Annotated in this window: 23 protein-coding genes; 4 read left to right on the forward strand and 19 right to left on the reverse strand. The window is 36.7% G+C overall.

Translation table 11 applies throughout. From position 1 onward, the window contains the following. Window positions 1-3: 3 nt before the first annotated feature. A complete protein-coding gene (gene proC, locus MKY94_RS11145; RefSeq protein WP_151109631.1) occupies window positions 4-816 on the forward strand; it encodes a pyrroline-5-carboxylate reductase in 813 nt (270 codons plus the stop codon). A gap of 144 nt (window positions 817-960) precedes the next feature. Here the strand turns inward: proC and rnz are convergent, their stop codons facing one another. From rnz to mce, 7 genes are all read right to left on the reverse strand, one after another. Continuing rightward, window positions 961-1,899, reverse strand: coding sequence for a ribonuclease Z (gene rnz / locus MKY94_RS11150; RefSeq protein ID WP_151109629.1), 939 nt, complete (start codon window positions 1,897-1,899; stop codon window positions 961-963). 221 nt (window positions 1,900-2,120) lie between these two features. Further along, a complete protein-coding gene (locus tag MKY94_RS11155) occupies window positions 2,121-2,981 on the reverse strand; it encodes a YitT family protein (protein WP_144536156.1) in 861 nt (286 codons plus the stop codon). Between the two features lie 58 nt (window positions 2,982-3,039). After that, window positions 3,040-4,287 (reverse strand): DNA polymerase IV, encoded by a 1,248-nt coding sequence (locus tag MKY94_RS11160; RefSeq protein ID WP_151109626.1) that lies wholly within the window; start codon window positions 4,285-4,287, stop codon window positions 3,040-3,042. Between the two features lie 122 nt (window positions 4,288-4,409). Then, complete coding sequence (locus MKY94_RS11165; RefSeq protein ID WP_144536152.1) at window positions 4,410-4,904, reverse strand: chemotaxis protein CheW; 495 nt, start codon at window positions 4,902-4,904, stop codon at window positions 4,410-4,412. Window positions 4,905-4,924: 20 nt separating this feature from the next. Continuing rightward, window positions 4,925-6,037, reverse strand: a complete 1,113-nt coding sequence (locus tag MKY94_RS11170) for a M20/M25/M40 family metallo-hydrolase (protein ID WP_151109624.1) — start codon at window positions 6,035-6,037, stop codon at window positions 4,925-4,927. A 16-nt stretch (window positions 6,038-6,053) separates the two neighbouring features. After that, window positions 6,054-7,601: a carboxyl transferase domain-containing protein gene (locus MKY94_RS11175; protein WP_151109622.1), complete on the reverse strand. Its 1,548-nt coding sequence runs from the start codon at window positions 7,599-7,601 to the stop codon at window positions 6,054-6,056. A gap of 3 nt (window positions 7,602-7,604) precedes the next feature. After that, window positions 7,605-8,015, reverse strand: a complete 411-nt coding sequence (gene mce, locus MKY94_RS11180) for a methylmalonyl-CoA epimerase (RefSeq protein WP_151109620.1) — start codon at window positions 8,013-8,015, stop codon at window positions 7,605-7,607. Between the two features lie 130 nt (window positions 8,016-8,145). On the opposite strand from mce, the gene prli42 reads away from it, so the two are divergent. Continuing rightward, on the forward strand, window positions 8,146-8,241 hold the full coding sequence (prli42, locus tag MKY94_RS11185; protein WP_151109618.1) for a stressosome-associated protein Prli42: 96 nt from the start codon (window positions 8,146-8,148) through the stop codon (window positions 8,239-8,241). Window positions 8,242-8,290: 49 nt separating this feature from the next. Here the strand turns inward: prli42 and MKY94_RS11190 are convergent, their stop codons facing one another. Genes MKY94_RS11190 through MKY94_RS11205 form a run of 4 tightly spaced genes read right to left on the reverse strand, consistent with a single transcriptional unit; the run spans window position 8,291 to window position 13,643 of the window. Beyond that, window positions 8,291-8,731: a BrxA/BrxB family bacilliredoxin gene (locus MKY94_RS11190; RefSeq protein WP_144536144.1), complete on the reverse strand. Its 441-nt coding sequence runs from the start codon at window positions 8,729-8,731 to the stop codon at window positions 8,291-8,293. A 40-nt stretch (window positions 8,732-8,771) separates the two neighbouring features. Further along, the gene (gene meaB / locus MKY94_RS11195) at window positions 8,772-9,863 is read right to left on the reverse strand and encodes a methylmalonyl Co-A mutase-associated GTPase MeaB (RefSeq protein WP_342577075.1); all 1,092 of its coding nucleotides are present in this window, start codon (window positions 9,861-9,863) and stop codon (window positions 8,772-8,774) included. After that, a complete protein-coding gene (scpA, locus tag MKY94_RS11200; RefSeq protein WP_144536140.1) occupies window positions 9,863-12,025 on the reverse strand; it encodes a methylmalonyl-CoA mutase in 2,163 nt (720 codons plus the stop codon). The genes meaB and scpA overlap by 1 nt, the downstream gene beginning before the upstream one ends. Continuing rightward, complete coding sequence (locus MKY94_RS11205) at window positions 12,012-13,643, reverse strand: methylmalonyl-CoA mutase family protein (RefSeq protein ID WP_342577076.1); 1,632 nt, start codon at window positions 13,641-13,643, stop codon at window positions 12,012-12,014. The genes scpA and MKY94_RS11205 overlap by 14 nt, the downstream gene beginning before the upstream one ends. Before the next feature lie 252 nt (window positions 13,644-13,895). Between MKY94_RS11205 and MKY94_RS11210 the strand changes: the two genes are divergently transcribed. Together MKY94_RS11210 and MKY94_RS11215 are read left to right on the forward strand one after the other, a co-directional pair. Continuing rightward, window positions 13,896-14,516: a zinc transporter family protein gene (locus MKY94_RS11210; RefSeq protein ID WP_144536136.1), complete on the forward strand. Its 621-nt coding sequence runs from the start codon at window positions 13,896-13,898 to the stop codon at window positions 14,514-14,516. A 125-nt stretch (window positions 14,517-14,641) separates the two neighbouring features. Further along, window positions 14,642-15,136 (forward strand): SRPBCC domain-containing protein, encoded by a 495-nt coding sequence (locus MKY94_RS11215; RefSeq protein ID WP_342578680.1) that lies wholly within the window; start codon window positions 14,642-14,644, stop codon window positions 15,134-15,136. Between the two features lie 46 nt (window positions 15,137-15,182). Here the strand turns inward: MKY94_RS11215 and MKY94_RS11220 are convergent, their stop codons facing one another. The 8 genes from MKY94_RS11220 to MKY94_RS11255 form a co-directional block, all read right to left on the reverse strand. Continuing rightward, window positions 15,183-15,602: a hypothetical protein gene (locus tag MKY94_RS11220; protein ID WP_151109613.1), complete on the reverse strand. Its 420-nt coding sequence runs from the start codon at window positions 15,600-15,602 to the stop codon at window positions 15,183-15,185. Window positions 15,603-15,624: 22 nt separating this feature from the next. Continuing rightward, window positions 15,625-16,035: a hypothetical protein gene (locus tag MKY94_RS11225; protein ID WP_144536130.1), complete on the reverse strand. Its 411-nt coding sequence runs from the start codon at window positions 16,033-16,035 to the stop codon at window positions 15,625-15,627. A gap of 238 nt (window positions 16,036-16,273) precedes the next feature. Then, window positions 16,274-17,185, reverse strand: coding sequence for an N-acetylmuramic acid 6-phosphate etherase (gene murQ / locus MKY94_RS11230; protein WP_151109610.1), 912 nt, complete (start codon window positions 17,183-17,185; stop codon window positions 16,274-16,276). Between the two features lie 88 nt (window positions 17,186-17,273). Next, entirely contained in the window at window positions 17,274-18,101 is an 828-nt protein-coding gene (locus tag MKY94_RS11235) for a carbohydrate ABC transporter permease (protein ID WP_144536128.1), read from the reverse strand. Window positions 18,102-18,115: 14 nt separating this feature from the next. Continuing rightward, window positions 18,116-19,057, reverse strand: a complete 942-nt coding sequence (locus MKY94_RS11240; RefSeq protein ID WP_144536126.1) for a sugar ABC transporter permease — start codon at window positions 19,055-19,057, stop codon at window positions 18,116-18,118. A gap of 20 nt (window positions 19,058-19,077) precedes the next feature. Next, window positions 19,078-20,391, reverse strand: a complete 1,314-nt coding sequence (locus MKY94_RS11245) for an extracellular solute-binding protein (RefSeq protein WP_342577077.1) — start codon at window positions 20,389-20,391, stop codon at window positions 19,078-19,080. Then, the gene (locus MKY94_RS11250; protein ID WP_151109606.1) at window positions 20,375-21,424 is read right to left on the reverse strand and encodes a serine hydrolase domain-containing protein; all 1,050 of its coding nucleotides are present in this window, start codon (window positions 21,422-21,424) and stop codon (window positions 20,375-20,377) included. The genes MKY94_RS11245 and MKY94_RS11250 overlap by 17 nt, the downstream gene beginning before the upstream one ends. A gap of 282 nt (window positions 21,425-21,706) precedes the next feature. Beyond that, the gene (locus MKY94_RS11255; protein WP_151109604.1) at window positions 21,707-22,936 is read right to left on the reverse strand and encodes an MFS transporter; all 1,230 of its coding nucleotides are present in this window, start codon (window positions 22,934-22,936) and stop codon (window positions 21,707-21,709) included. Window positions 22,937-22,945: the final 9 nt, after the last annotated feature.

The raw sequence follows: 22,945 nt of genomic DNA on the forward strand, positions 1-22,945 counted from the left end.
AGGATGACTAACATCGTTTTTATTGGGGCCGGCTCTATGGCTGAAGCTATTATTAAAGGTTTATTGGAAGAGGAGAAAGTTTCTCCAAGCTCCATTTGTGTAATGAACAAATCAGATGAAAAGCAGCTACACTATTTAAATGCTAAATATAAAATCGAAATTATGTGTACAAAGAAACTAGCATTGCAGAAGGCTGATCTCGTATTTCTTGCTATGAAGCCTAAGGATGCGATTCAGGCTTGCAAAGAAATCGCTTCATTTTTGAATAAGCAAGCAATTGTTGTATCAGTCATCGCTGGTGTTTCCATCAAAACAATTGAATCGTATCTTGGAGATAGACCAATTGCACGTGTTATGCCGAATACTTCTGCTTCTGTTGGTTTAAGCGCTTCTGCCCTATGTTGGAATGAGAAAATAAATAATGTAGCAAAAAAGGAAATTATTAATCTGTTAGAATCTATTGGAACTGTCAAGGTAGTCCAAGAGGTGGATATGCATGTGATTACGGCCCTTTCTGGAAGTGGACCTGCTTATCTATATTATTTTGCCGAACAATTTGAAGCAGCCGCCGTTCAACATGGATTAAGCCAGGAAGATGCTCGTCAATTATTTATCCAAACAATGAAAGGTGCAGCATATATGCTCATGAAGGGCGAAGATGAGCCTGCTGAGCTTCGAAGAAAAGTAACGAGCCCAGGAGGAACTACAGAAGCAGGCATTGAACAACTAATGTTCCATAAGGTTGATGAAGCTATTTTTGCGTGCATTAGTGCTGCACAGCAAAAATCACGTACTCTTGGGGAACAATTTGAATGAACCATCAGCTATTAGAATATATGTAATTGAAAACAACTAGACAGCTCTCTGTCCATCACCGCTTTAACAGGAAATGGGCAAAGAGCTGAAATTAGACATTATACAGGTTTAAGTATGCGTAAGTCTGCTGATCCTTCTTTAATTTTATATTCTATCCAACTTGCCATTTATACAACTAAATTCATTAAAATCATCCGCTATATAAATAGGGAAATTATATTCTGAAACTTGTACTGCTAGGTTTTTAATATCTTCTGGCATAAAGCGAGCACTTATATGATTAACTATCAAATTCTTTGCCCCTGCCTTCTCACAAACATTTGCTGCATCAACGATTGTTGAATGACCATACTCTCTTGCAAGCTCCTCTGTTCCAGTATCAAAGGTACCCTCATGAATTAAAACATCTGACTCCTTCGCTAGGAGAATAGAATTTTCACAATATCTCGTGTCACCTAATACTGCCAATTTAAATCCTTCTTTCGGCTCTCCCGTTACTTCGGAGCTTCTAACAACATTACCATTAGGCAATTCAACATCTTGACCAGATTTTAATAAGCGTAATAACGGCCCTCTAGGAACTCCTAATGCATCTGCTTTCTCAATTAATAATTCAGGTGCCAGCTGCTTTTGAGTTACTCGATAACCAAAACAAGGAACAACATGCTCAAGAAGTCTAGCCTCTACTATGAATTGTTCATCTTCAAAGATAATCCCCTCTTCAATTTCAATGATTTTTAGAGGATATTTTAAATGTGTTTGAGACGTGATTAAAGTGACCTCTACCCAATCTTTAATACCTTTTGGGCCGTATATAGTAAGAAGTTCGTCTCCACCTAAAAAGGAGCGCGATCCTAGTAGCCCAGGCAGACCGTATATATGATCTCCATGGAGATGAGTGATAAATATCTTTTCTATTTTTCGAGGCTTTACTGTTGTTCGAAGAATTTGATGTTGAGTTGCTTCTCCGCAATCAAACATCCAGTTTGAGCCTCTCTCTTCTAACAGCTTCAAAATCATTGAACTAGTATTACGTTGTTTAGAGGGCATACCTGCTCCCGTTCCTAAAAATAATATCTGCATATATTTCCAACTTTCATTATTTATATATTAACTATATATTATTTTACCATTTGACCCAATTGTAACAAAGTAGGATCCACTTGAGCTTTTCTCATCCTCTATAATTTAGTGAATCAGCAATCGTTCTATTTAACACGACATAAGATAATACTCTCTCTTAAGCCATTTAATTATATAAAAAAACCGTTAAACAAGTTTTGAACTCATTTAACGGTTTATTATTAGTGAATGTCACGCTTTTTGAAGCTTCCACCTCGAACCTCTGCTACATCTGTTATTACTACAAATGCACCTGGATCTTTTTCTTTGATAATCGTAATTAGTTTGTTTTCTTCCATTCGGGTAATTACACAAGTGACAATATCCATAGTCTCGTTAGTAAATCCTCCTCGGCCACTAGAATAGGTAACCCCTCGGCCAAGCCGATCTTGTATTGCTGCACCAATTTCTTCTGAATGTTTACTTACGACACGTACAGATTTTGATTTTTCTAAACCAACTTGAATTACATCAATAACGATTTTGGCAATATAATAAGTGGTTGCAGAGTAGAGGGCACTTTCAAGACCATATATAAAGCCAGCTCCAATGAAGATAAAAGCATTGATAAATAATATAATATCTCCTACAGAAAATGGAACCTTTCGAGATACTAAAACTGCCAAGACCTCGGCACCATCTAAAGCGCCACCATTACGAAGTACAATACCAATCCCTACTCCAAGCATTACCCCTCCAGATAGTACAACTAGTAATGGATCATTTGCACTTAAAATCGGGTCGATATGATGCAACAAGACGGTTGATACAGAAAGTGCAGCTATACCAATAATACTTAGTAAAGCAAAGGTCTTTCCAACCTGCTTGTAGCCCAAATAAATAAAAGGAATATTTAATACAAATAGTAGTATTCCAAGAGGAATATCAAATAAATAATTTCCCATAATACTGACACCCGTTACTCCACCATCGATAACCGAGTTTGGGATTAATACTGCTTCTAGTGCATAGGCAGCGATTACTGCCCCTATAATTATCATTATTATACGACCTATAGTTTCCGGTGTTTTGTTTTTTTTCATTTACTTGTAAAACTCCCTTATAAACAAAGTTAATTACTTATATATATAAACTCTTAAGTTATTTTCTATTATCGTGATCATCTAAAAAATCTTTACTAAAGCTAGTTTTCGATTCTAAAGAAGGATTTTTTTTAATCTTCATCCCGCGTTTTATGATAGTCTTACCAAATTTATCTTGAAGTTGTTCGACGAGCCTCAAGATAGGTTCCTCTTTTGCGTGCTCTTCAAAGTTAAAGATAGACAATTGCTCCATCGATTCTCCCTTATCAAATACATTGTTAACAGTGACCCCTAATAATCGAATTGGTTCATCCTCCCAGCTAGATTCAAATAATTGAATAGAGAGTTGTGATATATCTTCTTCTTTAAAGAGCCGATTGATAACCGTTTTGCTTCTCGTTTTATTTTTCCAGTTGGCATCTCTAATATGTATAGTGATAGATCGACCAGCTAAATTTTTAGAATCTAACCGTGATGCTACTTTACTGGACAATTTTCTGAGAACTTTTCGAAGCTCATCTATATTTGTTTCATCATAAGGTAAGGTTGTGGAATTGCCTACGCTCTTTGTTTCGAAGATAGATTCTGGGTCTACCGCTCGATTGTCTATTCCATGTGAGCGATTGTGAAGTCTTGTTCCCGATTTTCCAAGTTTCGACTTTAGTAAGTCAGGATTAGCGTTTGCTATTTGTCCGATCGTTTTAATACCCAAGGATTCTAATTTATTGGATGTGCTTTCCCCAACTCCATGCATTTCAATTACGGGTAAGGGCCATAGCTTATGTGGAACTTCCCTTTTTCTTAAAACAGTAATTCCCATTGGCTTTTTCATATTGGAGGCTGTCTTAGCTAAGAATTTGTTAGGGGCAATACCGATGGAGCATGGTAAATCTAGTTCCCGGATTATTCGTTGCTGAATAGACTTTGCAAATGCAACTGCATCTCCATCCATATCAACATCGGACACATCCATATAGCCTTCATCAATGGAGACAGGCTCTACCAATTGCGTATACGAGCGAAGAATATCAAACATTGCTTTCGAGGCTGCTCGATACCTTTCAAAATTAGGAGGTAATAGAATAAGCTCTGGACACTTCCTTTTAGCTTCCCATACAGACATAGTTGTATAAATTCCTTTAGCTCTAGCCTCATAAGAACAAGTAACTAAAATACCTCTTCGTTCTTTTGGGTTTCCAGCCACTGCTATCGCCTTTCCTTTTAAAGAAGGGTCATGGGCTTGTTCCACAGAAGCATAAAAGCTATTCATGTCTAGATGAAAGATAATTCTGTTCTGTTTAGTCAAGTCCTTTCACCTCTTACATAACTATATTTTCATCTCAAAAGACGAAGGGGAAAAAAGGTAGCTACTAGTTAGCTACCTTCCGACTGTTAAATCGATAGACAGGGCACCCCTTTTGTCTAAGACTACACGTTATTTACTTCTAAATTTTCTTCTTTTTTTGCATTTTCTAAGTAAGATTGTATATCTTTTATACCATCCAGTGAGCGAACTAAAATAGAAGGGTCCACAATTGTAATCATTCTGTTTTCTAAATTAGCAATATTTGTGAAGTATTTTGTCTTCGCATAATTCATTAAACCAAGCTGTTTTAAAGACTCGGCTGGGACATCTAAAATTTCCTTTGCCTCTTTAACGAGAATTCCCACAGACATATCCTCCGTATGCATAGTTACTACTCGGGCATTTTCATTCAAAAGACCACTCTGATTATAAAGAATTAGCTCAAAATCTATAATTGGAACGAGCTCGCCTCTTATTTTCATCAATCCAATCAAATATTTTGGTAAATGAGGAATTGGATTAACTTTTTCTAATTTTTCGATAGACACTACATGATCAATGGAAACAGCATATTCTTCGTTTCCCGATTGAAACACAACTACTTTTTGAGAAGACATGGATGAACCTCCTGAGCTCTTTATTCGGCAGCTATCTTCACGATTTCTACAAGTAAATCTGCTAGTTTTTCAAGCTCCAACACTGGCATTCTTTCGTTGGTAGTATGAATTTCCTCATAACCCACTGAAAGAATTACAGTTGGCACTCCAAACCCAGCAATTACGTTAGCATCGCTCCCACCACCGCTTGTTTTTATATCGGCTTTTCTACCTATATTTTCAACTGCTCGCTTCGCTACTTCAACAACCTGATGGTTATCCTCAAAACGGAAACCAGGATACATAAGTTGCGTTTCTGTAGTTGCTTTCCCACCGAATTGCTCTGCCTTTTCAGCAAATGTATTTACCATATGCTCAACTTGAGCGTCTAATTTTTCTCGGTCAATTGAACGTGCCTCTGATAAAATATGAACTGTGTCGCATACAATATTTGTAGCTTGGCCACCTTCAAAGCGACCAATATTGGCCGTAGTTTCATGATCGATTCTTCCTAAATTCATTGCGGAAATCCCTTTTGCCGCTAGTGTAATTGCTGACACACCTTTTTCTGGTGCAACACCAGCATGTGCAGTCTTTCCAGTAATGGTTGTCCATAGTTTTGCTTGATAAGGAGCTGCAGTGACAATGCCCCCTACTTCCCCATCACTGTCTATGGCATATCCATATTTAGCAGATAGCATAGAAGGATCCATTTCTTTTGCCCCGACTAGTCCACTTTCTTCACCTGCAGTTATAACTACTTGAATCTCACCATGCTCAATAGACTGCTCTTTTAACCGACGTATTGCTTCAAATAAAGCTGCAATTCCAGCTTTATCATCAGCACCTAGAATCGTGGTACCATCAGAATAGATAAAGCCATCCTCTTTTAAAATTGGTTGTATGCCTTTACCTGGAACGACTGTATCCATATGTGTAGTGAAATAGATAGGGTCAGCAGTTACCTTATTTCCCTTCAAAGTAGCGATTAAATTACCTGCACCATGCCCGGTTCTTTCAGCTGAATTATCCTCTATAACCGAAAATCCAAGCGACTCTAACTTATTTTTTAAAATTGGCGCAATTACTTGCTCATGCTTTGTTTCGGAATCTATTTTTACTAGTTCAAAAAATTCCTCTATTAAACGATTCATCTTATAAAAGACTCCTTTATAATGGGATATTCCCGTGTTTTTTCTTAGGTCTAGTTTCTTTTTTGTTTCGCATCATCTCAAGCCCTTGTATTAACTTTATACGAGTCTCTCGAGGATCAATAACATCATCTACCATACCCATGGAAGCTGCTACATACGGATTTGCAAATTTTTCACGGTATTCCTCGATTTTTTCGGCACGAACTTGTTCTGGATTGTCGCTTGAGGCAATCTCACGCGCAAAAATAATGTTCGCAGCGCCTTGTGGACCCATAACCGCAATTTCTGCATTTGGCCAAGCAAAAACTAAATCTGCACCAATTGACTTTGAGTTAAGAGCTACGTACGCCCCACCATATGCTTTACGTAAAATGACAGTCATTTTGGGAACGGTTGCTTCTGAATATGCGAACAAAATTTTTGCTCCATGACGAATGATTCCTCCATGCTCCTGCTTAATGCCAGGGAAAAAGCCGGTAACATCCTCAAACGTTATTAAAGGAATATTAAAGGAATCACAGAATCTAATAAAACGTGCTGCCTTATCAGAAGAGTCGATATCAAGACCACCAGCCATAATCTTCGGTTGGTTACATATCAGTCCAACAACTTCACCTTTTATGCGAGCTAAACCAACAACTATATTTTTTGCAAACTCCTTATGTACCTCCATAAAGGTGTCTTTGTCAACCACCTGCTCAATTACTTTACGAATATCATAAGGACGTATTGCTTCAAAAGGTACTATATCAGCTAAATCAGGTCTATCATCGCTGCTTTCCTCTACCGCTACTAATGGCGGTTTTTCCTCAAAGCTTTGTGGTAGATAGCTTAGAAGTAGTCTTACACTCTCTAAAACCTCTTCTTCTGTTTTCCCACGGAAGTGTGCATTTCCACTTATTGTATTATGTACTTTTGAACCGCCTAGATCTTCAGAAGAAATCTTTTCCCCTGTAACTGTTTCAATTACCTTAGGTCCAGTTATAAACATCTGGCTAGTTTCATCTGTCATAAACACGAAGTCCGTAATTGCTGGAGAATATACAGCTCCTCCTGCGCAAGGCCCTAATATAACAGAAATTTGAGGGATAACTCCACTATAAATAGCATTACGATAAAATATTTGGCCATACCCATCTAAGGATACTACTCCTTCTTGAATCCTTGCACCTCCTGAGTCATTTAAGCCTATAAACGGAGCACCATTCTTAGCCGCTAAGTCCATAACGTTTGATATTTTAAGTGCGTGCATTTCTCCAAGTGCACCACCAAATACTGTGAAATCTTGTGAAAAAAGATAAACAGGTCTACCGTTTACCTTGCCGTAGCCCGTAACTACCCCGTCCCCTGGGCCCTCTTGCTTATCCATTCCAAAATCTACAGTTCGATGCTGTATAAAGGGATTAAGCTCTACGAAAGAACCTTCATCTAGCAAAAGGTCAATTCGTTCTCTAGCTGTCAACTTCCCTTTTTCATGTTGCTTTTCAATTCGATCGTCTCCGCCACCTAATTCAATTTTACGTTTACGATCATATAGATCATTTATTTTTTCATAGATATCCATCGGTTACTTCGCTCCCCCTGATTTATCACATAATTCATACAAAACTCCGCCAGATGACTTTGGATGTATAAAGGCAACCTCTGCCCCTCCAGCTCCTCTTTTAGGAGTTTCCTGAATAAGGCGAATCCCCTTTTCCTTTAACTCATCTAGTCTCTCTTGAATATTCTTTACTCCAAAAGCGACATGGTGAATTCCTTCACCTCTTTTTTCGATGAATGTATGAATTGTACTTGTCTCATCAATTGGCTGAAGTAACTCTATCTTGACATTCCCACTGTCTATAAAAGCTACTCTAACTTTTTCTGAATCTACTTCCTCAATATGTATAAGTTTTAAGCCTAAAATATCTGTATAGTATGGTAAAGAGTTTTCTAAACTTCTTACAGCAATCCCGATATGGTCTACCTTTTCCATTGTTTACACATCCTCTATTGTTTGACTATTCACTATACTATTGTACATATATTACAAAAAAAAATCTCTACCTCTTGTGCATTTTTTCAATTTTGATAAAATAGGATTACAAGCTAAAGGAGAGAAATTAATGCGCAATCAAACATTTCGTAAGATTATCGTTTATCTCATGATATTTGTAATGGTAATGTCCACATTATTGTTCGGTCTGAGCTTCGTCCTATAGGAAATTTAAAAACAGCGGTAGCAATTTATGCTTCCGCTGTTTTTTTGTATTAGACTTCCTCGCAATACTCTTCGAATAATGCTTGAAGATGAGTAATAACAGAAGTTGGTGCGTGACCTTCTATTTCATGACGACCAATTTCAGCAACTGCTTGTCCATCTTTTAATAAAACAAATGATGGAGAAGAAGGTAAATGTTCGTCTCCAAACATATTACGTGCTTGTTGTGTAGCTAGTTTATCTTGTCCTGCAAAAACAGTTACTAAATGATCTGGGCGTTTATCGTAATGTACAGCGTTTGCTGCAGCAGGACGAGCAATCCCTCCAGCACAACCACAAACTGAGTTTACCATAACAAGAGTTGTACCTGTTCTAGCAAAAGCAGCTTCCACTTCTTCTGGGGTAGTTAGTTGTTCATAACCACTATTTTCCATTTCACTACGCGCTTGTATAATCATATCATTCATTAGTAAGTTAAAATCCATATTCATTTTACAACTCTCCTTTTCAAACTAGATTTAGTTTATCAGATTATTGATAAGAATTCGAGGAAAATAACTCCTCAATCGCTTGCGAAACAGTCATTTTCTCTTCTCTCACTTGCTGTTCTAACAGTTTCATCCTCTGCTTTCTCTGAATGGAAGAAAAAAAGTCATCATATAAACGATTCACTATCATCTCATTGAACCAATTTACAGTTTGCTCTTTTCTTCTATTTTGCCAGAAATGCTGTTGTGTCATCTTTCCTTCGAAGCTCTTAATGGTTTCCCATACAAGGTCCAGCCCCTTTTTGTGTAGAGAGGATACAGCGAGTGCTGGTGTTGTCCAATTCGGAGCGGAAGGTGCTAGGAAATGCAATATTTGTTTATATTCTGCAACCGTTTTTTTAGCTAAACTTTCGTTATGTCCATCTGCTTTATTGACAACGATTGCATCAGCGAGCTCCATTATGCCTTTCTTCATCCCTTGAAGTTCGTCACCAGCTCCTGTTAAGGCTAGAAGAAGGAAGAAGTCTACCATCCCTCGAACAATCGTTTCACTTTGTCCTACTCCTACTGTTTCGACTAGTATGATGTCATATCCGGCAGCCTCACATAGTAGCATAGTCTCTCTAGACTTTTTATGCACTCCACCAAGTGTTCCCGCGGAAGGAGATGGCCTTATAAAAGCATTCGGATGCTTGGCTAGCTCTTCCATCCTTGTTTTATCCCCTAGTATACTTCCTCCGGTGAGGGAGGAACTAGGATCTATTGCTAATACAGCTACTTTATGACCTAAATCACATAACATTTTTCCGAATGCTTCTATGAAAGTACTTTTTCCTACACCAGGCACCCCAGTAATACCAATGCGTATACTATTTCCTGTGTATGGAAGCAACATTTTCAAAATTTGTTGACCTATCTCTTGTTGTTCCGAGGAAGTGCTTTCAATAAATGTAATTGCCTTTGCTAAATGTAAGCGTGAGCCTGCTTGAATCTCGTGATTGTAACTCTGAATGTCAATAGTAAGAGATTTCTTCTTTGAAAACTTTTTTACAGAGGACTTGCCCATACCATCGTGCTGAGATATAATACCACCCTTGACATGTAGAGAAGATGTTACTTTATCCTCATCAGCCATTAGCCTTCCACTTCCTCGTAGCCAAGACGTTTATAGATCTCCTCTATAACCTTTTGAGCTGCAACTGGAATAACTGTTCCTGGACCAAAAATAGCTGAAGCACCATTCTCACGTAAAAAAGCATAGTCTTGCGCTGGGATCACTCCACCAACGACGATTAAAATATCTTCACGTCCTAGTCTTGCAAGTTCCTCTTTTAAGGATGGAACGAGGGTCATATGCCCTGCGGCAAGAGAACTTACTCCTACTACATGCACATCATTTTCTACTGCCTGTTGTGCTGTTTCAGCAGGAGTTTGGAATAATGGACTAATATCTACATCAAAACCTAAGTCAGCAAATGCGGTTGCGATTACCTTAGCACCACGGTCATGTCCATCTTGTCCCATTTTGGCGATTAAAATACGAGGACGTCTTCCCTCGTTTTCTTTAAAATCTTCTGCCATTTGCTTCACTGATTGAATTTCTTCAGCATCACTAAAATTAGCACTATAAACTCCACTCACGGAGCGAATCACCGCCTTATGTCTCCCTGCAACTACCTCAATTGCATCCGATATTTCTCCTATGGTCGCTCTTTGTCGAGCGGCATTTACAGCTGCAGCTAAAAGATTCTCTTTGCCTGTTTTAGCAGCTTCCGTTAAAGCTAATAGAGCTTCCTTAACTGATTTCTCATCTCGATTAGCTTTTACACTTGCCAAGCGTTCCATTTGTTTTTGACGAACGACAGTATTATCGATATTCAAAATATCGATTGCATCCTCTTGATCTAGGCGGTACTTATTTACCCCTATGATAATCTCTTTGGATGAATCTATTTGTGCTTGTTTTTTAGCAGCAGCTTCTTCAATTTTCATCTTAGGCAGTCCCGTTTCAATTGCTTTTGCCATTCCACCCAATTCTTCAATTTCTTCTATTAATGTCCATGCTTTTTCCATTAATTCATTTGTTAATGCTTCTACATAATATGAACCGCCCCACGGATCTATAACTTTTGTCATATTTGTTTCTTCTTGTAAGAAAAGCTGTGTATTTCTAGCTATTCTCGCCGAAAAATCTGTAGGAAGAGCTATTGCTTCATCTAAAGCGTTAGTATGCAACGATTGAGTATGTCCCATCGCAGCAGCATTTGCTTCCACAAGTGTACGTGTCACATTGTTAAATGGATCCTGCTCAGTGAGACTCCATCCAGATGTCTGCGAGTGGGTACGTAAAGCTAAGGTTTTTGGATTTTTAGGATTAAAGCTCTTCATCATTTGAGCCCATATTCTTCTAGCCGCTCTCATTTTAGCTATTTCCATGAAGTAGTTCATACCGATTGCCCAAAAGAAAGAAAGTCTTGGAGCAAAAGAATCTATCTCAATTCCTGCTTTTATACCTGTACGAACATATTCTAATCCATCTGCAAGTGTATACGCTAACTCAATGTCTGCAGTGGCTCCTGCTTCCTGCATATGATATCCGGATATGGAAATAGAGTTGAACTTTGGCATATGCTGTGCAGTGTATGCAAAAATATCAGAGATTATTTTCATGGACATTTCCGGTGTATAAATATAAGTATTACGCACCATATATTCTTTTAAAATATCATTTTGAATTGTACCAGCAAGCTGTTCTGGAGTTACACCTTGTTCCTCGGCAGTTACAATATAAAAAGCCATAATGGGCAGCACTGCGCCGTTCATCGTCATTGATACAGACATTTGGTCTAAAGGAATACCATCAAATAGAATTTTCATATCCTCAACCGAATCAATCGCCACACCTGCTTTACCAACGTCACCTGTCACTCGCTCATGATCGGAATCATAACCTCTGTGGGTTGCCAAATCGAATGCAACCGACAAACCCTTTTGTCCCATAGCTAAGTTTCTTCTATAAAATGCATTACTTTCTTCCGCAGTTGAAAACCCTGCATACTGTCGTACTGTCCAAGGTTTAGAAACATACATAGTAGGATAGGGTCCACGTGTATTAGGAGCTATACCAGGTAAATCATTTAAATGTTTTAACTTTTCTATATCCTCCTTTGTATATTCTTTCTTCAATTTTATACCTTCATTGGACACAAAAGATGTGTTGTCATTTTCTGCATGCTTTCCTACTGCTTTTTTTAATACGTCATCTATAGACACAGCTTCGTAATTAGGCGTTGTCATGTGAGCCCTCCTTTTGAGCTAATGCTAATAATTCCTTTCCTTTTACAAGCATTGATTGGCCAGCATAAATAGATCCAGATAGACCAGCCTCAAGCCAATCATCATACTCTGCAAATTTCCCCGCTACATCTAACGGTACGGATAGCTTTTCGTTTAATAAAGCAGGCACTAGTCCAGCTGTCTGCTCATCACTTCCGACAAAAATCGCATATTGAATATTTTCATTGTTAATCCATTGTTGTAAATCAAATGGTTTTAAATTCTCTTGTGCGATAACTGGAGTTATTCCAATGGCATTCAAGTAGCCATTAATATAATCCATTCTTGGTTTATACTCCTTCAAAACTCCATATGGAAGTATAGCCGCTTTTAGCTGATATTGCTTAAAAGCTTTGCGCAAATGCTCAAATGGTTCTGCCAATCGTCTATAGTCGGATTGTATAACAATTTCCTCCAGTCCGTCCTCTGGATTAGCGTAATTATTCGTACCGATGAGAGATTTTTTACGGGTTGATACTGCTTTTAGCTGTAGCTCCCATTTCTCTGAAGCACGTTGCAGCAACATACTTTCCCTCGATTCTGGAGAGCTGTCCTTCATTAAATCTATAAAATATGCCCAAGTCTTCTCAACCAATTGCTTAGTCAATGACTCAATATAGTAAGAACCACCCGCGGCATCAATAACACGTTGAATATGTGTTTCTTCCTTTAAAACAAGCTGCATGTTACGGGCAATGCGCTTAGAAGTTGGAGTTATCTCGGAAAGATAATTATGTGGATAGCTAGAAACTATATCTGCACCGCCCAAAACGCTAGACAATATACTATTACCTGCACGCAATAGGTTTACATTAGAATCTAGAGCCGAAAAAGAGCGTAGAGAAGTTTCAGTATAAACTGGGATAGCATTGATATTTTCTTTTCCAAAGGCTTCGCCAAAAGCCTTCCAAAGCACTCTAAATGCTCTCAACTTAGCAATTTCCATAAAGAAATTTGTGTCGATAGAAAATTGCACAAATGCCTTTTCTTCTAGTTCTTCAATACCATTTAAATGTGCTAGTGTATCTGCTTGAACTAATACACTTGCTAGTTCACTAACTACGTCTCCACCAGCCTTATGTAGTTGGGTGCCGTCTAAATGTAATGATCTAGCACCTGTAAGCTTTCTGTCGGCTCCAATTATAAAGCCATGTAATTCGTCAAAGTGATCCAGAAAACTAGGATTATTTTCAACATCCAATAATACCTCATGTTCTTGGAACAGTATTTTTAGTTCTTCTATTTGAGAAGGACTCCATTCATGAATAGCATCGACCTTGTAATTGATCAAATCATTTCCTTTAGATAGGTTTTCCTTCATATCTACAATAATTTCTTCAGCTGTGTTTGCTGTAGAGTGCTGCGCGACCTTCCAATTAGCAGTTTCTTTAGAATGTCTTACTGTATTAGTTTGGTCTAAAGAAATATTTGTTAAGTCTGCCAATGTATAAAGCGGTTTCAAAATAATATCTTCTAAAGTTTTAGTTTCCAAAGATTCCAACGATTTTCCCTTTAATGACTTAATTGCAGCCTGCTCCCAATCAGCAAAGCTTGCTTCGGTAAAATTGGTTTGCTTCATGTCGTTTATAGTCATATGAACGCTTTCGCTTCCCCCTTGTATAATTATTGTTATATTTCTATTCTACATGAGTGCTTCATGGTAATAAAGTGATTTTGTCCCTTGTCAGAAAGTAACCTTTATTCAGGATATTAAATTCTTTAAGCAATTTAACTCTCCTTCTGCTCGCTAACGAACATACATATAATTTTAATATAGCCTTATATAAGCTCATTTCATTATGTTATCAAACTTAAACGAAAGAGGTAAAATATGATATTTGTCTTTATGGGTATACTTTTATTTATTAGTCTTGTCAGTGGAGGAACCATTGCTCTTTTAGCATATGAAATGTTCCATCAGAAGTTTAATAGAGCATTAGGGTTATTGTGTGGATTATTATTGGTCGGTCTATTAGTTTTTGAGATTATTCCAGAATCCCTTGAATCCTATGAAAAGCTAAGTTTGCTTCTAGGATTTATCATTGGTTATTTCTTTTATAGCCTAACGGTTCTTCACTCACATAACGAAAAGAAGCATGTGAGCTCTATGACTCCATTGATTTTCGGACTATTTTTACATACAATTCCTTTAAGCCTAACTCTTGGTTCGTTGCTTAACAATCAAATGTTTCCAATCGCGATTACTACTTCTACCATCTTACACCATATTCCAGAGGGCTTTGCACTCACTAGTCTTTTCTTACTTCGTAAAAAGAAACTAATGTCTTTATTAGTTTGTTTCCTCTCCCTATCCGTCTGTTCTATATTCTTCATGTGGATCGGAAAGGACATTTTCATAGCTCCGAGAATACAAGGGGTATTGATAGGAATTTCTATTTGTTTAATTGGTCTAACAAGTTGGAAAGAATTTATTTTCCCATCAAACAAATAATATTATTAACTATTCAGTATAGTTAAAATAATATTAAAATATAAAAGATTAGGAGGTTCGAAAATGAAGAATGATACGGAGATAGTTCAAATAAAAAAGACTTACATGTAGAATCTTCTATATACATTGTATGGAATGCATGGATGAATAATAATATTGTATCTCAATGGTTCGCTCCAACTGCCATTATAGAGCCTTGTATAGGTGGGAAATATGAACTTTATTTTATACCTGGAAATCTCAAGCAAATGAATACAAAGGGATGCAAAATAATCGATCTAGTTGAAAGGCAAAAACTAATGTTTACGTGGAAGGCTCCCGATTCATTTGCTGAAATCATGAATGTGGAAGACAACCTGACTATTATTGAAATTACATTAGAAGAAAATGAAACAAATTTAACAAAGATAAATCTTATTCATAGCGGATTTTCTAAAACAGAAGATTGGAATGAGGCTTTATATTGGCATGATAACGCTTGGACAAGTGTTCTAAGCAGTTTAAATCAGAGCTTGAAAAAGGAAACGGTATCTTTGCTGCGAACCACTCGAGGAAAAGAATTGAGTATAAAGAGACATTTAAACTACTATTTTGCCAAGTATAACAACATACGTATATAAAATTATCAGGATTTGGATGACAGTGTACAATGCTAAGTAACTGTAGTTAATGACCATCATCTTCAGGAACGGTACTAAACACAAGACTATTATCATTCCTGACGGTTATGTAATTTTCAAGCTGATGTACCCATCCATCCTCTCCTCTAACCCCTCTCCCTGCTAAGATAAAGCTATCCGGATTAATGGTCTTTACAGAAAACTCCAATCTATATACATCTTCAGAAGAATCAGTTGTATAACTTAGCTCCAAATTATCCAGAGTAAATTCATTTATAATTTCATCACTTTTCAAAATTTCTTTTGCCGTTTCTGTAATTCTTTCTCTTAATTCATCTTCTTCTGATCCACCTCTTAAAAAGAAAAACCAAAAAGGAACAGTAATAATTACGAAAAAACATAGCATCAATAAAGTTAATTTTAACATTACTATTTTTTGATAGGGAGTGGTTGAGATTAACTTCATGGGCATGCTTCTCCTTTCCTTGCTAATGGTCTTCCGATGGATTGGAACTAAAAACTAATGTCTCACTATCCTTGACTGTCACATAATTGACACGTTCGTGTATCCAACCATTCTCCCCCTTTACCCCTCCTCCAGTTAGTATGAAATTCGCTGGGTCTATCGGTTTAATGGAGAATGTAAGTATATACACCTCTTCTGATTCATTGTTTCTATGACTTTGTTTAATATTATCAATCGTGAAATCCGTTATATTAGGATCTTTCTCTAATATGGATATAGCAGCTAATTTGATGCTCTCCGATAAATCGACAGAACTCTGAGTGTCTTCTTTTTTCATCAACCAAACAATGCTTAAAACAATAACAAAAACAAGGACTATTAAAAAAATACCATATCCTCTTTTAGAGGACGGTGTTCTAGAAATCAGTTTCATCTATTTACACATCCTTCTGAAGAATAATTACCACGCTACTTATATATACGATTAATGTCGATAAAACATTCGCTACGCTAATACTCGGGATTTCATAAATAACAAAAACCTCCCTAAGAAAAGGGAGGTATAAAAGTTCTATAGTATATTAAAGTTGTTAGCTATGATTATATGAATATAGAAAAAGTTAATGATTATCCCTAGAAATTCTATCTGTTTTTTGTTTGTTTGAAATGGGCTACTCTTCCGCTCCACCTTCAATAATCGCTAACCTTACTTTACCGTTTGCCTTTTGAAGCAATATTGCAGCTTCCTGTGCATTTGTCTTGGTTAATATCATAATAATAGCTTGTTTAACATTATATTCGGTTTCTTCTAATGCTAGCTCGGCTTCTTCATATGTAAAACCTGTGGCCTCACAAACAATTTTTTTTGCCCTTTCTTGAAGCTTATGATTACTCGCACGTACATCCACCATGAGGTTTTTGTATACTTTCCCGAGCCTTATCATAGCTACAGTAGAAATCATATTTAGCACCATTTTATGTGCTGTCGCTGCCTTTAGTCTAGTTGAGCCTGTCAAAATCTCGGGACCTGTATCGACTTCGATTGCAACATCTGCATACGTGCTAATCAAAGATTCGGTATTACTAGTTAAACTAATTGTTTTTGCACCAATTGATTGGGCATAAGAAAGTCCACCTGCTACATATGGAGTTCTCCCACTAGCTGCGATCCCAATAACAACATCATTAGAACTAAATTTCCTATACATTAAGTCTGCTATTCCTAAATCAAAGTTATCCTCTGCCCCCTCTACTGCAACCATGACTGCATCTAAACCTCCAGCTAATACAGCCTGAACCATATTTGGATCAGTACTAAACGTTGGAGGGCATTCAACCGCGTCTAGCAAGCCTAATCGGCCACTAGTTCCAGCTCCCATATAAAATAGTCTTCCTTGGGCAGTGAGCTTTTCATATACTATCTCTATCGCACTTTCTATTTTTGGTAAGATCCTTGTTATTGCATTCGCTACTTTTTGATCCTCTTCATTCATTATGTGAAGAATTTCAGTGACAGACATCATGTCTAATTCCGTTGTTTTAGGGTTATGTCGCTCTGTTGATAATTTATCCAATTGAATCATTAATGTCAAACCTTCCATTGATTTACATTTATTCAACCAATATATTTATTTGCATTTCTGGAGTTTGTACAAACACTCACTAATCAAATTACTTCACTGCTCCCGCCGTTAATCCTTCCATAAACTGCTTAGATGCTATTAAGAATAGAACCATCATTGGTAAGGATGCTAGAGTCAGACCAGCAAACAATGAGCCCCAATCAGCAGAATGCTCACCAAAAAGAGAGAGCATACCAACAGGAATTGTCATCTTTGCTTTCTCCGTTATAAAAATAAGCGGGAAGAAGAAGTCATTCCAAGAAGCGATGAAGTTAATAATGACAACAGTTCCTAATGCAGGTCTCATGAGAGGAAGAAGGACATGCCATAGAGTGCGTAGGTTGCCTGCCCCATCAATTCTAGCAGCCTCCTCTAACTCCAAAGGCAAAGTCCTGAAAAAGCCAGTTAATATAAGCATCGTAATAGGGGTACCGGTTGCTATATTCATAAAGATTAAGGACCACAAGGAGTTAATTAGACCAAGATCACGCATTAATATAAATAATGGTACAATTCCTAGTTTTATTGGTATCATCATTCCCAATAAAAATAAAAAGAAAATTGCATTGTTCCAGCTAAAATTGAAACGGGCGATATAAAAAGCAGCTAATGAACAAAAAATCACCACTAGTACTACAGAGGTGACACTTACAATAACACTGTTTATAAAATACTGATCAAAAGGTATTTTACTTAAGAGAGTTCTATAAGTATCTAAGCTGAAGCTCGTAGGTAGTCCTAAAGGATTCTTAAATATTTCTGCACTCGATTTGAAGGAGGAAAGAAACATTAAAAAGATTGGATACAAACTTATCGTGGCAACAGCAAACATAATTACATAATAGATTGGCCTAATCCAAATTGAATTTTTCTCCATACTTTTTCACCCTCTTACATTTGGACTTCTTTTTTATTCATAAACTTCAAGAAAATCATTGTACATATTAATATGAAGAAAAACAAAACAGTCGCAAGGGCTGAACCTAGACCAATTGCAGTAGAACTAGAAGCTGTAGAACTACCAAAGGCTAACCGATAAAAGAAAACAGCCAGTGTATCTGTTGAATAATACGGCTCACCCATCGAGCCCTGCATAGCATATATCAGCTCAAATGCCTCAAATGATTGGATAAAAGTTAAGACCGTCATGATTAAGATAGATGGAATCATCAATGGAATGAATATTTTCCTTAACATCGTAAAGCCTTTTGCTCCATCTAGCTTGGCAGCTTCAATCAATTCCCCTGGGATATTTTGAAAACCAGCTAAAAATATGAGAACTCCAAAACCTAAACCAAACCAACAGTTTACTAAAATAATAGAGATTAAAGCAGTTTCTTGTTCACCTAGCCAAGCTCTTTGCAGATTTTCTAATCCAAGCTTTCCCAATATAAGATTTAAAGTTCCGAAATTTGGGTTTAATATTAACTTCCATAAGAAACCTACAACGATTACAGATAGCAACCGTGGTAAGAAAAAGGCAACCTTAAAAAATTCTGCTCCCTTTACTTTTTTGTAGATGATAAAAGCTAATAAAAACGCTAATCCATTCATTACAACCATTTGAATACAAAAGTAAAGTACATTATGTGAAAAAGCGTTCCAGAACATAGAACCATAAGGCTCCGTAGTAAATAGAGTGACAAAATTGTCTAAGCCAACAAAAGCATCTCTAGAGAACCCCTTAAAGGAGAAAAAGCTGTAGGATAATGCAGCCAGTATAGGATAAAGTACAAACATCCCATAAATGATTAATATAGGGATAGGAAAAAGGTGTATAGTCCACCCTTTTCCCTTCTTTGATCGTTTTATTGGAGCTGTTTTTTCTGACATTTATCACAGCCTCCTTTTTATTATTGGAAAGGTGTAAACCAAGATTCAGCACTTTTCTGTACCTTATCCGCTACTTCCTCAGGTGTTACTTGACCTAAATACATCCCTTGAAGTTCAGTTTCTAAAACAGTTTTTGTCGTTGGATCTCCACCGGCAAAATTGATAACCCAGTAATATGGCGTCGATTTGGATTCCACCTCTTTACTTAACTCACTAAGAAGTTCATTTTCAGAGCTAATTCCAGGAATCGCGCTAATCATATTAAATTCTTTAACAAATAGCTCTCCAAATTCCTTAGTTGTTAGAAATTGTAGGAACTCCTTAGCAGCATCTTTGTTTTTAGAATTAGCATTAATAGCAAATGAACCATCTACCCACGAAGTTACTGTTTGATTTCCTTCTTTAGAAGGCATTGCAAAATAACCGTAATCCAAATCTCCGTTTAAATCGTTTATGACAGGTATTTCCCAACTACCAAGCGGAAACATTGCTGCTTGTTCCATTGCAAACAATGTACGAATATCGTCCATACCTAAGCCCTCAGAGTTTGCTGGGAAATATTTCTTCAAATCATTCATCGCTTTGATTGACTCTACAAATGAAGGGTCAGCAAAATTTGTTTCTCCTTTTACAAGTTTATCTGCAAACGAATTACCATCCATAACTCCTGCACCTAAGATTCCATGTGTTAATGATAGTAACCAGCCTTCTTTAGTACCCATAGCAATTGGGGTTACTCCTGCTTTTAAAAGTTTTTCATTGACCGCTATGAATTCATCCCAAGTAGTTGGAACTTCAATTCCTTGTTCAGCAAATATTTTTTTGTTATAGAAAAATTGAGTAGAGCTAATGTTTAATGGCACACCATATTGCTCTCCGTCTGCTCCTCGAGAGGCTGCCAAGAATTCCTCCGAGTATTGTTTTAACCCTTCTAAGCCAGTAATCGGCTCAACGAATCCAGCATCCACTAGCTTTAAACCAGCACCATATGGACGCAAGTGAAAAATATCCGGACCTTCTCCAGCTTGTAAAGCAGTATTTAAAACTGTATTATATTCCGTATTTTTAGTGGGACTGAATTCTACTTTTATTTCTGGATGCGTTTCGTTAAAAAGAGCAATTACTTTTTCATACTTAGAAACATCTTCAGTTCTCCAACTGCCAATGGTCAAATTTATTGTTTCCTTTTCTGCTGATGTAGTTATCTTATCTCCACCATTTTCAGAGCCTGTTGATGAAGAATCATTATCTTTGTCATCTGCGCAAGCAGCCATGACAAAAGTTAATAACATGATTGTAAGGACTAAGAGTCCATTTTTAATCCATTGTTTCATTTTTATACGCCCCTTTTTTGATATACATGTCGTAAACGCTTTTATGAATTGCCTGCCTAAATTCCTTCTTTGGCGCATCCCTCCCGTAATGGATAGCATTAGTTAGTAATACTACAAACAGTTCCTCCTTTGGATCCATCCATACCGAGGTTCCAGTAAAACCTGTATGCCCGAACGAACCTCTGGACCAACTGCTATTAATGGTTACTTCTGTATCTATACCATTCCATACTTCAAATCCTAAGCCTCTGTGCTTAAAAGTGTTTTGATGGCAATTTTGTAACCAAACAGGATCAAACACAGAATGCTCTGAAATATTCAACCAAAACTGTGCATAGTGGACGAGGTCGTCTAGACATGAAAATAATCCAGCACTACCAGAAACTCCATTTAACAAAAATGCTTTTTCATCATGGACCACACCTTGAATAAAGCAATCATTTATCTTTTCAGTAGTTGCTATTAGATTTCTTATCTCTCCCTTAGGATTAAATATTGTTTGATGCATTCCCATTGGTGTTAAAACTTCCTTTGCTACGAATGTATCGAAAACTTCTCCAGAAACCTCCTCAATAATTTTCCCTAACAAAATCATCCCTAAATCACTATAAACAACTTCTTTTTCTGGCTTAAAAAGTGGAACAACTGTTAGTATCTCTTCTAAAATTTTTCTATTTTCATCCCTTTGAACAGGTGGAGATAAATCTGCTGGTAGTCCACTATTATGATATAGAAGGTGTTCAATATTAATATCTGAATAACGAAATTGGGAAATATATTTTTGAACAGGATCCTTTAAAGATAATTGTTTTCTTTCTAATAACACTAGGAATGCAGGAAGCGTTGCAACCACCTTGGTCAATGAAGCGATGTCAAAGAGAGTACTAAAAGTAACAGGTTGTCTTTCGTTATTTCTTGTGATAAAAGAACCGAAGCTATCCCTATAGAGAATTTTTTTATGACGCTGAACATGGATAACTCCACCTGGGATTTTTTCTTCCTCAATATACTTCTGTATAATTTCCCTTAGCATAAAACCTCCCCCTTATCACATAATTTTCAGATAATTCACATTTATAGTATATAAAATAAAATTATAAGAAACAATGAAAATTTTAAAATATTATTTTAATCAATTTATTTATACTTATTTTTTATAACAATAAAGAGATAGCTATGAGATCTAATGATTTTCTGATTCAATCATCCAGTTGGAGAGTCTTCTTTTCTGAAACACATATACCGAAAAACCTCACACTTTCAAAGGTGTGAGGTTTTCTTAGAAGGATATAGAACAAAAACATTTTAAAATTATTTAAACAACTATAGCTAGTTTTCTCCGAAACAAACCTGCATATAACAAACCGATTCCTATCATTAATATTATTCCTATGTATACAGACATCATAGTTGGTACTAAATAAGCCCCTATTATGATTGTTGAACGAGCAATTAGCTCTGCTCCGCTAAAAGAGAAATTGGAAAACGCCGAGTACGATCCTCTTTTATCCGCTGGAATCATATTTGCTTGCTCTGCATTTCTAACAGGAGAATAGATTAATTCACCGACCGTAGCTATAAAGTTAAAGAGTAGAAGTATATACCATGTGTTAGCAGATGTAATGGTGATGTATCCTACGCTATAGAAAGCTAAACCTATAAGCAGAACATGCCTGTTGCTGAAACGATCAGTAATTTTATTTATAAAAAATGTTAAACAAACAACTAAAAGCATGTTTTCAATATTTAGCAGACTTAACATTCGAACTCCTACAAGCTCGAACTCTCCTATATTAACCACCTTAAAAGTCTCCGCTAACCGAACTCCTATATAACTGTTTAATGAAAATTCAGCAGCAAAAATAAACATGGAACCTACAACTACCTGAACAAATGGTTTATCCTTAAAAGCAATTTTATAATTATGTATTAAATCAACAAAAACATTCTGATGCTGCTTTTCCAAAAGCTTATTATGTCCGTTAATTAACCAGATTTTATATGCTATCGGCAGGCATAAAGAAGTGAATGATAATAACATAAACAATTCAACCTGGTGGTTTAAATATAGTAATCCCCCTAATGCTGCCCCAATAGCCATAGACAAATTAGTTAACCAATAATCTAACGCATATACCTCTTTACGATTGTCAGGAGTAGTTGAATCAATGACTAATGCATGCATAGCAGGCCTTCCTAAGCTGCTTGTAATAATATATATAGTATATGCAGCTGCAAACAGCCAAATGATATTCGATTTTGGCAACAAGCTAACTGTCATACAAACAAACATACATCCACTTAAAAATGAAGTGATTACTAATAAACCCTTCCTTGGTAGACGGTCTGAAATGTATCCTCCAATAAGACTGATAAGAAAACTAACTCCTACTGTGCCTATTAAAAATAAACCGGCCCATACTTTGCTCATCTCTTGTGCAAAGAACAATGCCATAAAAGGCATGACAGCAGATGAAACAGCTCTGTTAAAAAAAGATGTAATTAATCGAACTTTAATATTTTGTGGGTAGTTTTTCCATTTCATATTGTACAC

Source organism: Psychrobacillus sp. FSL K6-2843 (assembly GCF_038626375.1).
GTDB lineage: Bacteria > Bacillota > Bacilli > Bacillales_A > Planococcaceae > Psychrobacillus > Psychrobacillus faecigallinarum.

Bases quoted from the DNA above. Each gene is read 5' to 3' on its own strand.
- MKY94_RS11235 (WP_144536128.1), bottom strand. From the start codon at position 18,101: ATGGAGAAAAATTCAATTTGGATTAGGCCAATCTATTATGTAATTATG.
- prli42 (WP_151109618.1), top strand. From the start codon at position 8,146: ATGCGCAATCAAACATTTCGTAAGATTATCGTTTATCTCATGATATTT.
- MKY94_RS11190 (WP_144536144.1), bottom strand. From the start codon at position 8,731: ATGAATATGGATTTTAACTTACTAATGAATGATATGATTATACAAGCG.
- MKY94_RS11175 (WP_151109622.1), bottom strand. From the start codon at position 7,601: ATGGATATCTATGAAAAAATAAATGATCTATATGATCGTAAACGTAAA.
- MKY94_RS11240 (WP_144536126.1), bottom strand. From the start codon at position 19,057: ATGTCAGAAAAAACAGCTCCAATAAAACGATCAAAGAAGGGAAAAGGG.
- MKY94_RS11225 (WP_144536130.1), bottom strand. From the start codon at position 16,035: ATGAAACTGATTTCTAGAACACCGTCCTCTAAAAGAGGATATGGTATT.
- MKY94_RS11155 (WP_144536156.1), bottom strand. From the start codon at position 2,981: ATGAAAAAAAACAAAACACCGGAAACTATAGGTCGTATAATAATGATA.
- scpA (WP_144536140.1), bottom strand. From the start codon at position 12,025: ATGACAACGCCTAATTACGAAGCTGTGTCTATAGATGACGTATTAAAA.
- proC (WP_151109631.1), top strand. From the start codon at position 4: ATGACTAACATCGTTTTTATTGGGGCCGGCTCTATGGCTGAAGCTATT.
- MKY94_RS11245 (WP_342577077.1), bottom strand. From the start codon at position 20,391: ATGAAACAATGGATTAAAAATGGACTCTTAGTCCTTACAATCATGTTA.
- MKY94_RS11220 (WP_151109613.1), bottom strand. From the start codon at position 15,602: ATGAAGTTAATCTCAACCACTCCCTATCAAAAAATAGTAATGTTAAAA.
- mce (WP_151109620.1), bottom strand. From the start codon at position 8,015: ATGGAAAAGGTAGACCATATCGGGATTGCTGTAAGAAGTTTAGAAAAC.
- meaB (WP_342577075.1), bottom strand. From the start codon at position 9,863: ATGGCTGATGAGGATAAAGTAACATCTTCTCTACATGTCAAGGGTGGT.
- MKY94_RS11165 (WP_144536152.1), bottom strand. From the start codon at position 4,904: ATGTCTTCTCAAAAAGTAGTTGTGTTTCAATCGGGAAACGAAGAATAT.
- MKY94_RS11170 (WP_151109624.1), bottom strand. From the start codon at position 6,037: ATGAATCGTTTAATAGAGGAATTTTTTGAACTAGTAAAAATAGATTCC.
- MKY94_RS11255 (WP_151109604.1), bottom strand. From the start codon at position 22,936: ATGAAATGGAAAAACTACCCACAAAATATTAAAGTTCGATTAATTACA.
- murQ (WP_151109610.1), bottom strand. From the start codon at position 17,185: ATGATTCAATTGGATAAATTATCAACAGAGCGACATAACCCTAAAACA.
- rnz (WP_151109629.1), bottom strand. From the start codon at position 1,899: ATGCAGATATTATTTTTAGGAACGGGAGCAGGTATGCCCTCTAAACAA.
- MKY94_RS11205 (WP_342577076.1), bottom strand. From the start codon at position 13,643: ATGAAGCAAACCAATTTTACCGAAGCAAGCTTTGCTGATTGGGAGCAG.
- MKY94_RS11250 (WP_151109606.1), bottom strand. From the start codon at position 21,424: ATGCTAAGGGAAATTATACAGAAGTATATTGAGGAAGAAAAAATCCCA.
- MKY94_RS11210 (WP_144536136.1), top strand. From the start codon at position 13,896: ATGATATTTGTCTTTATGGGTATACTTTTATTTATTAGTCTTGTCAGT.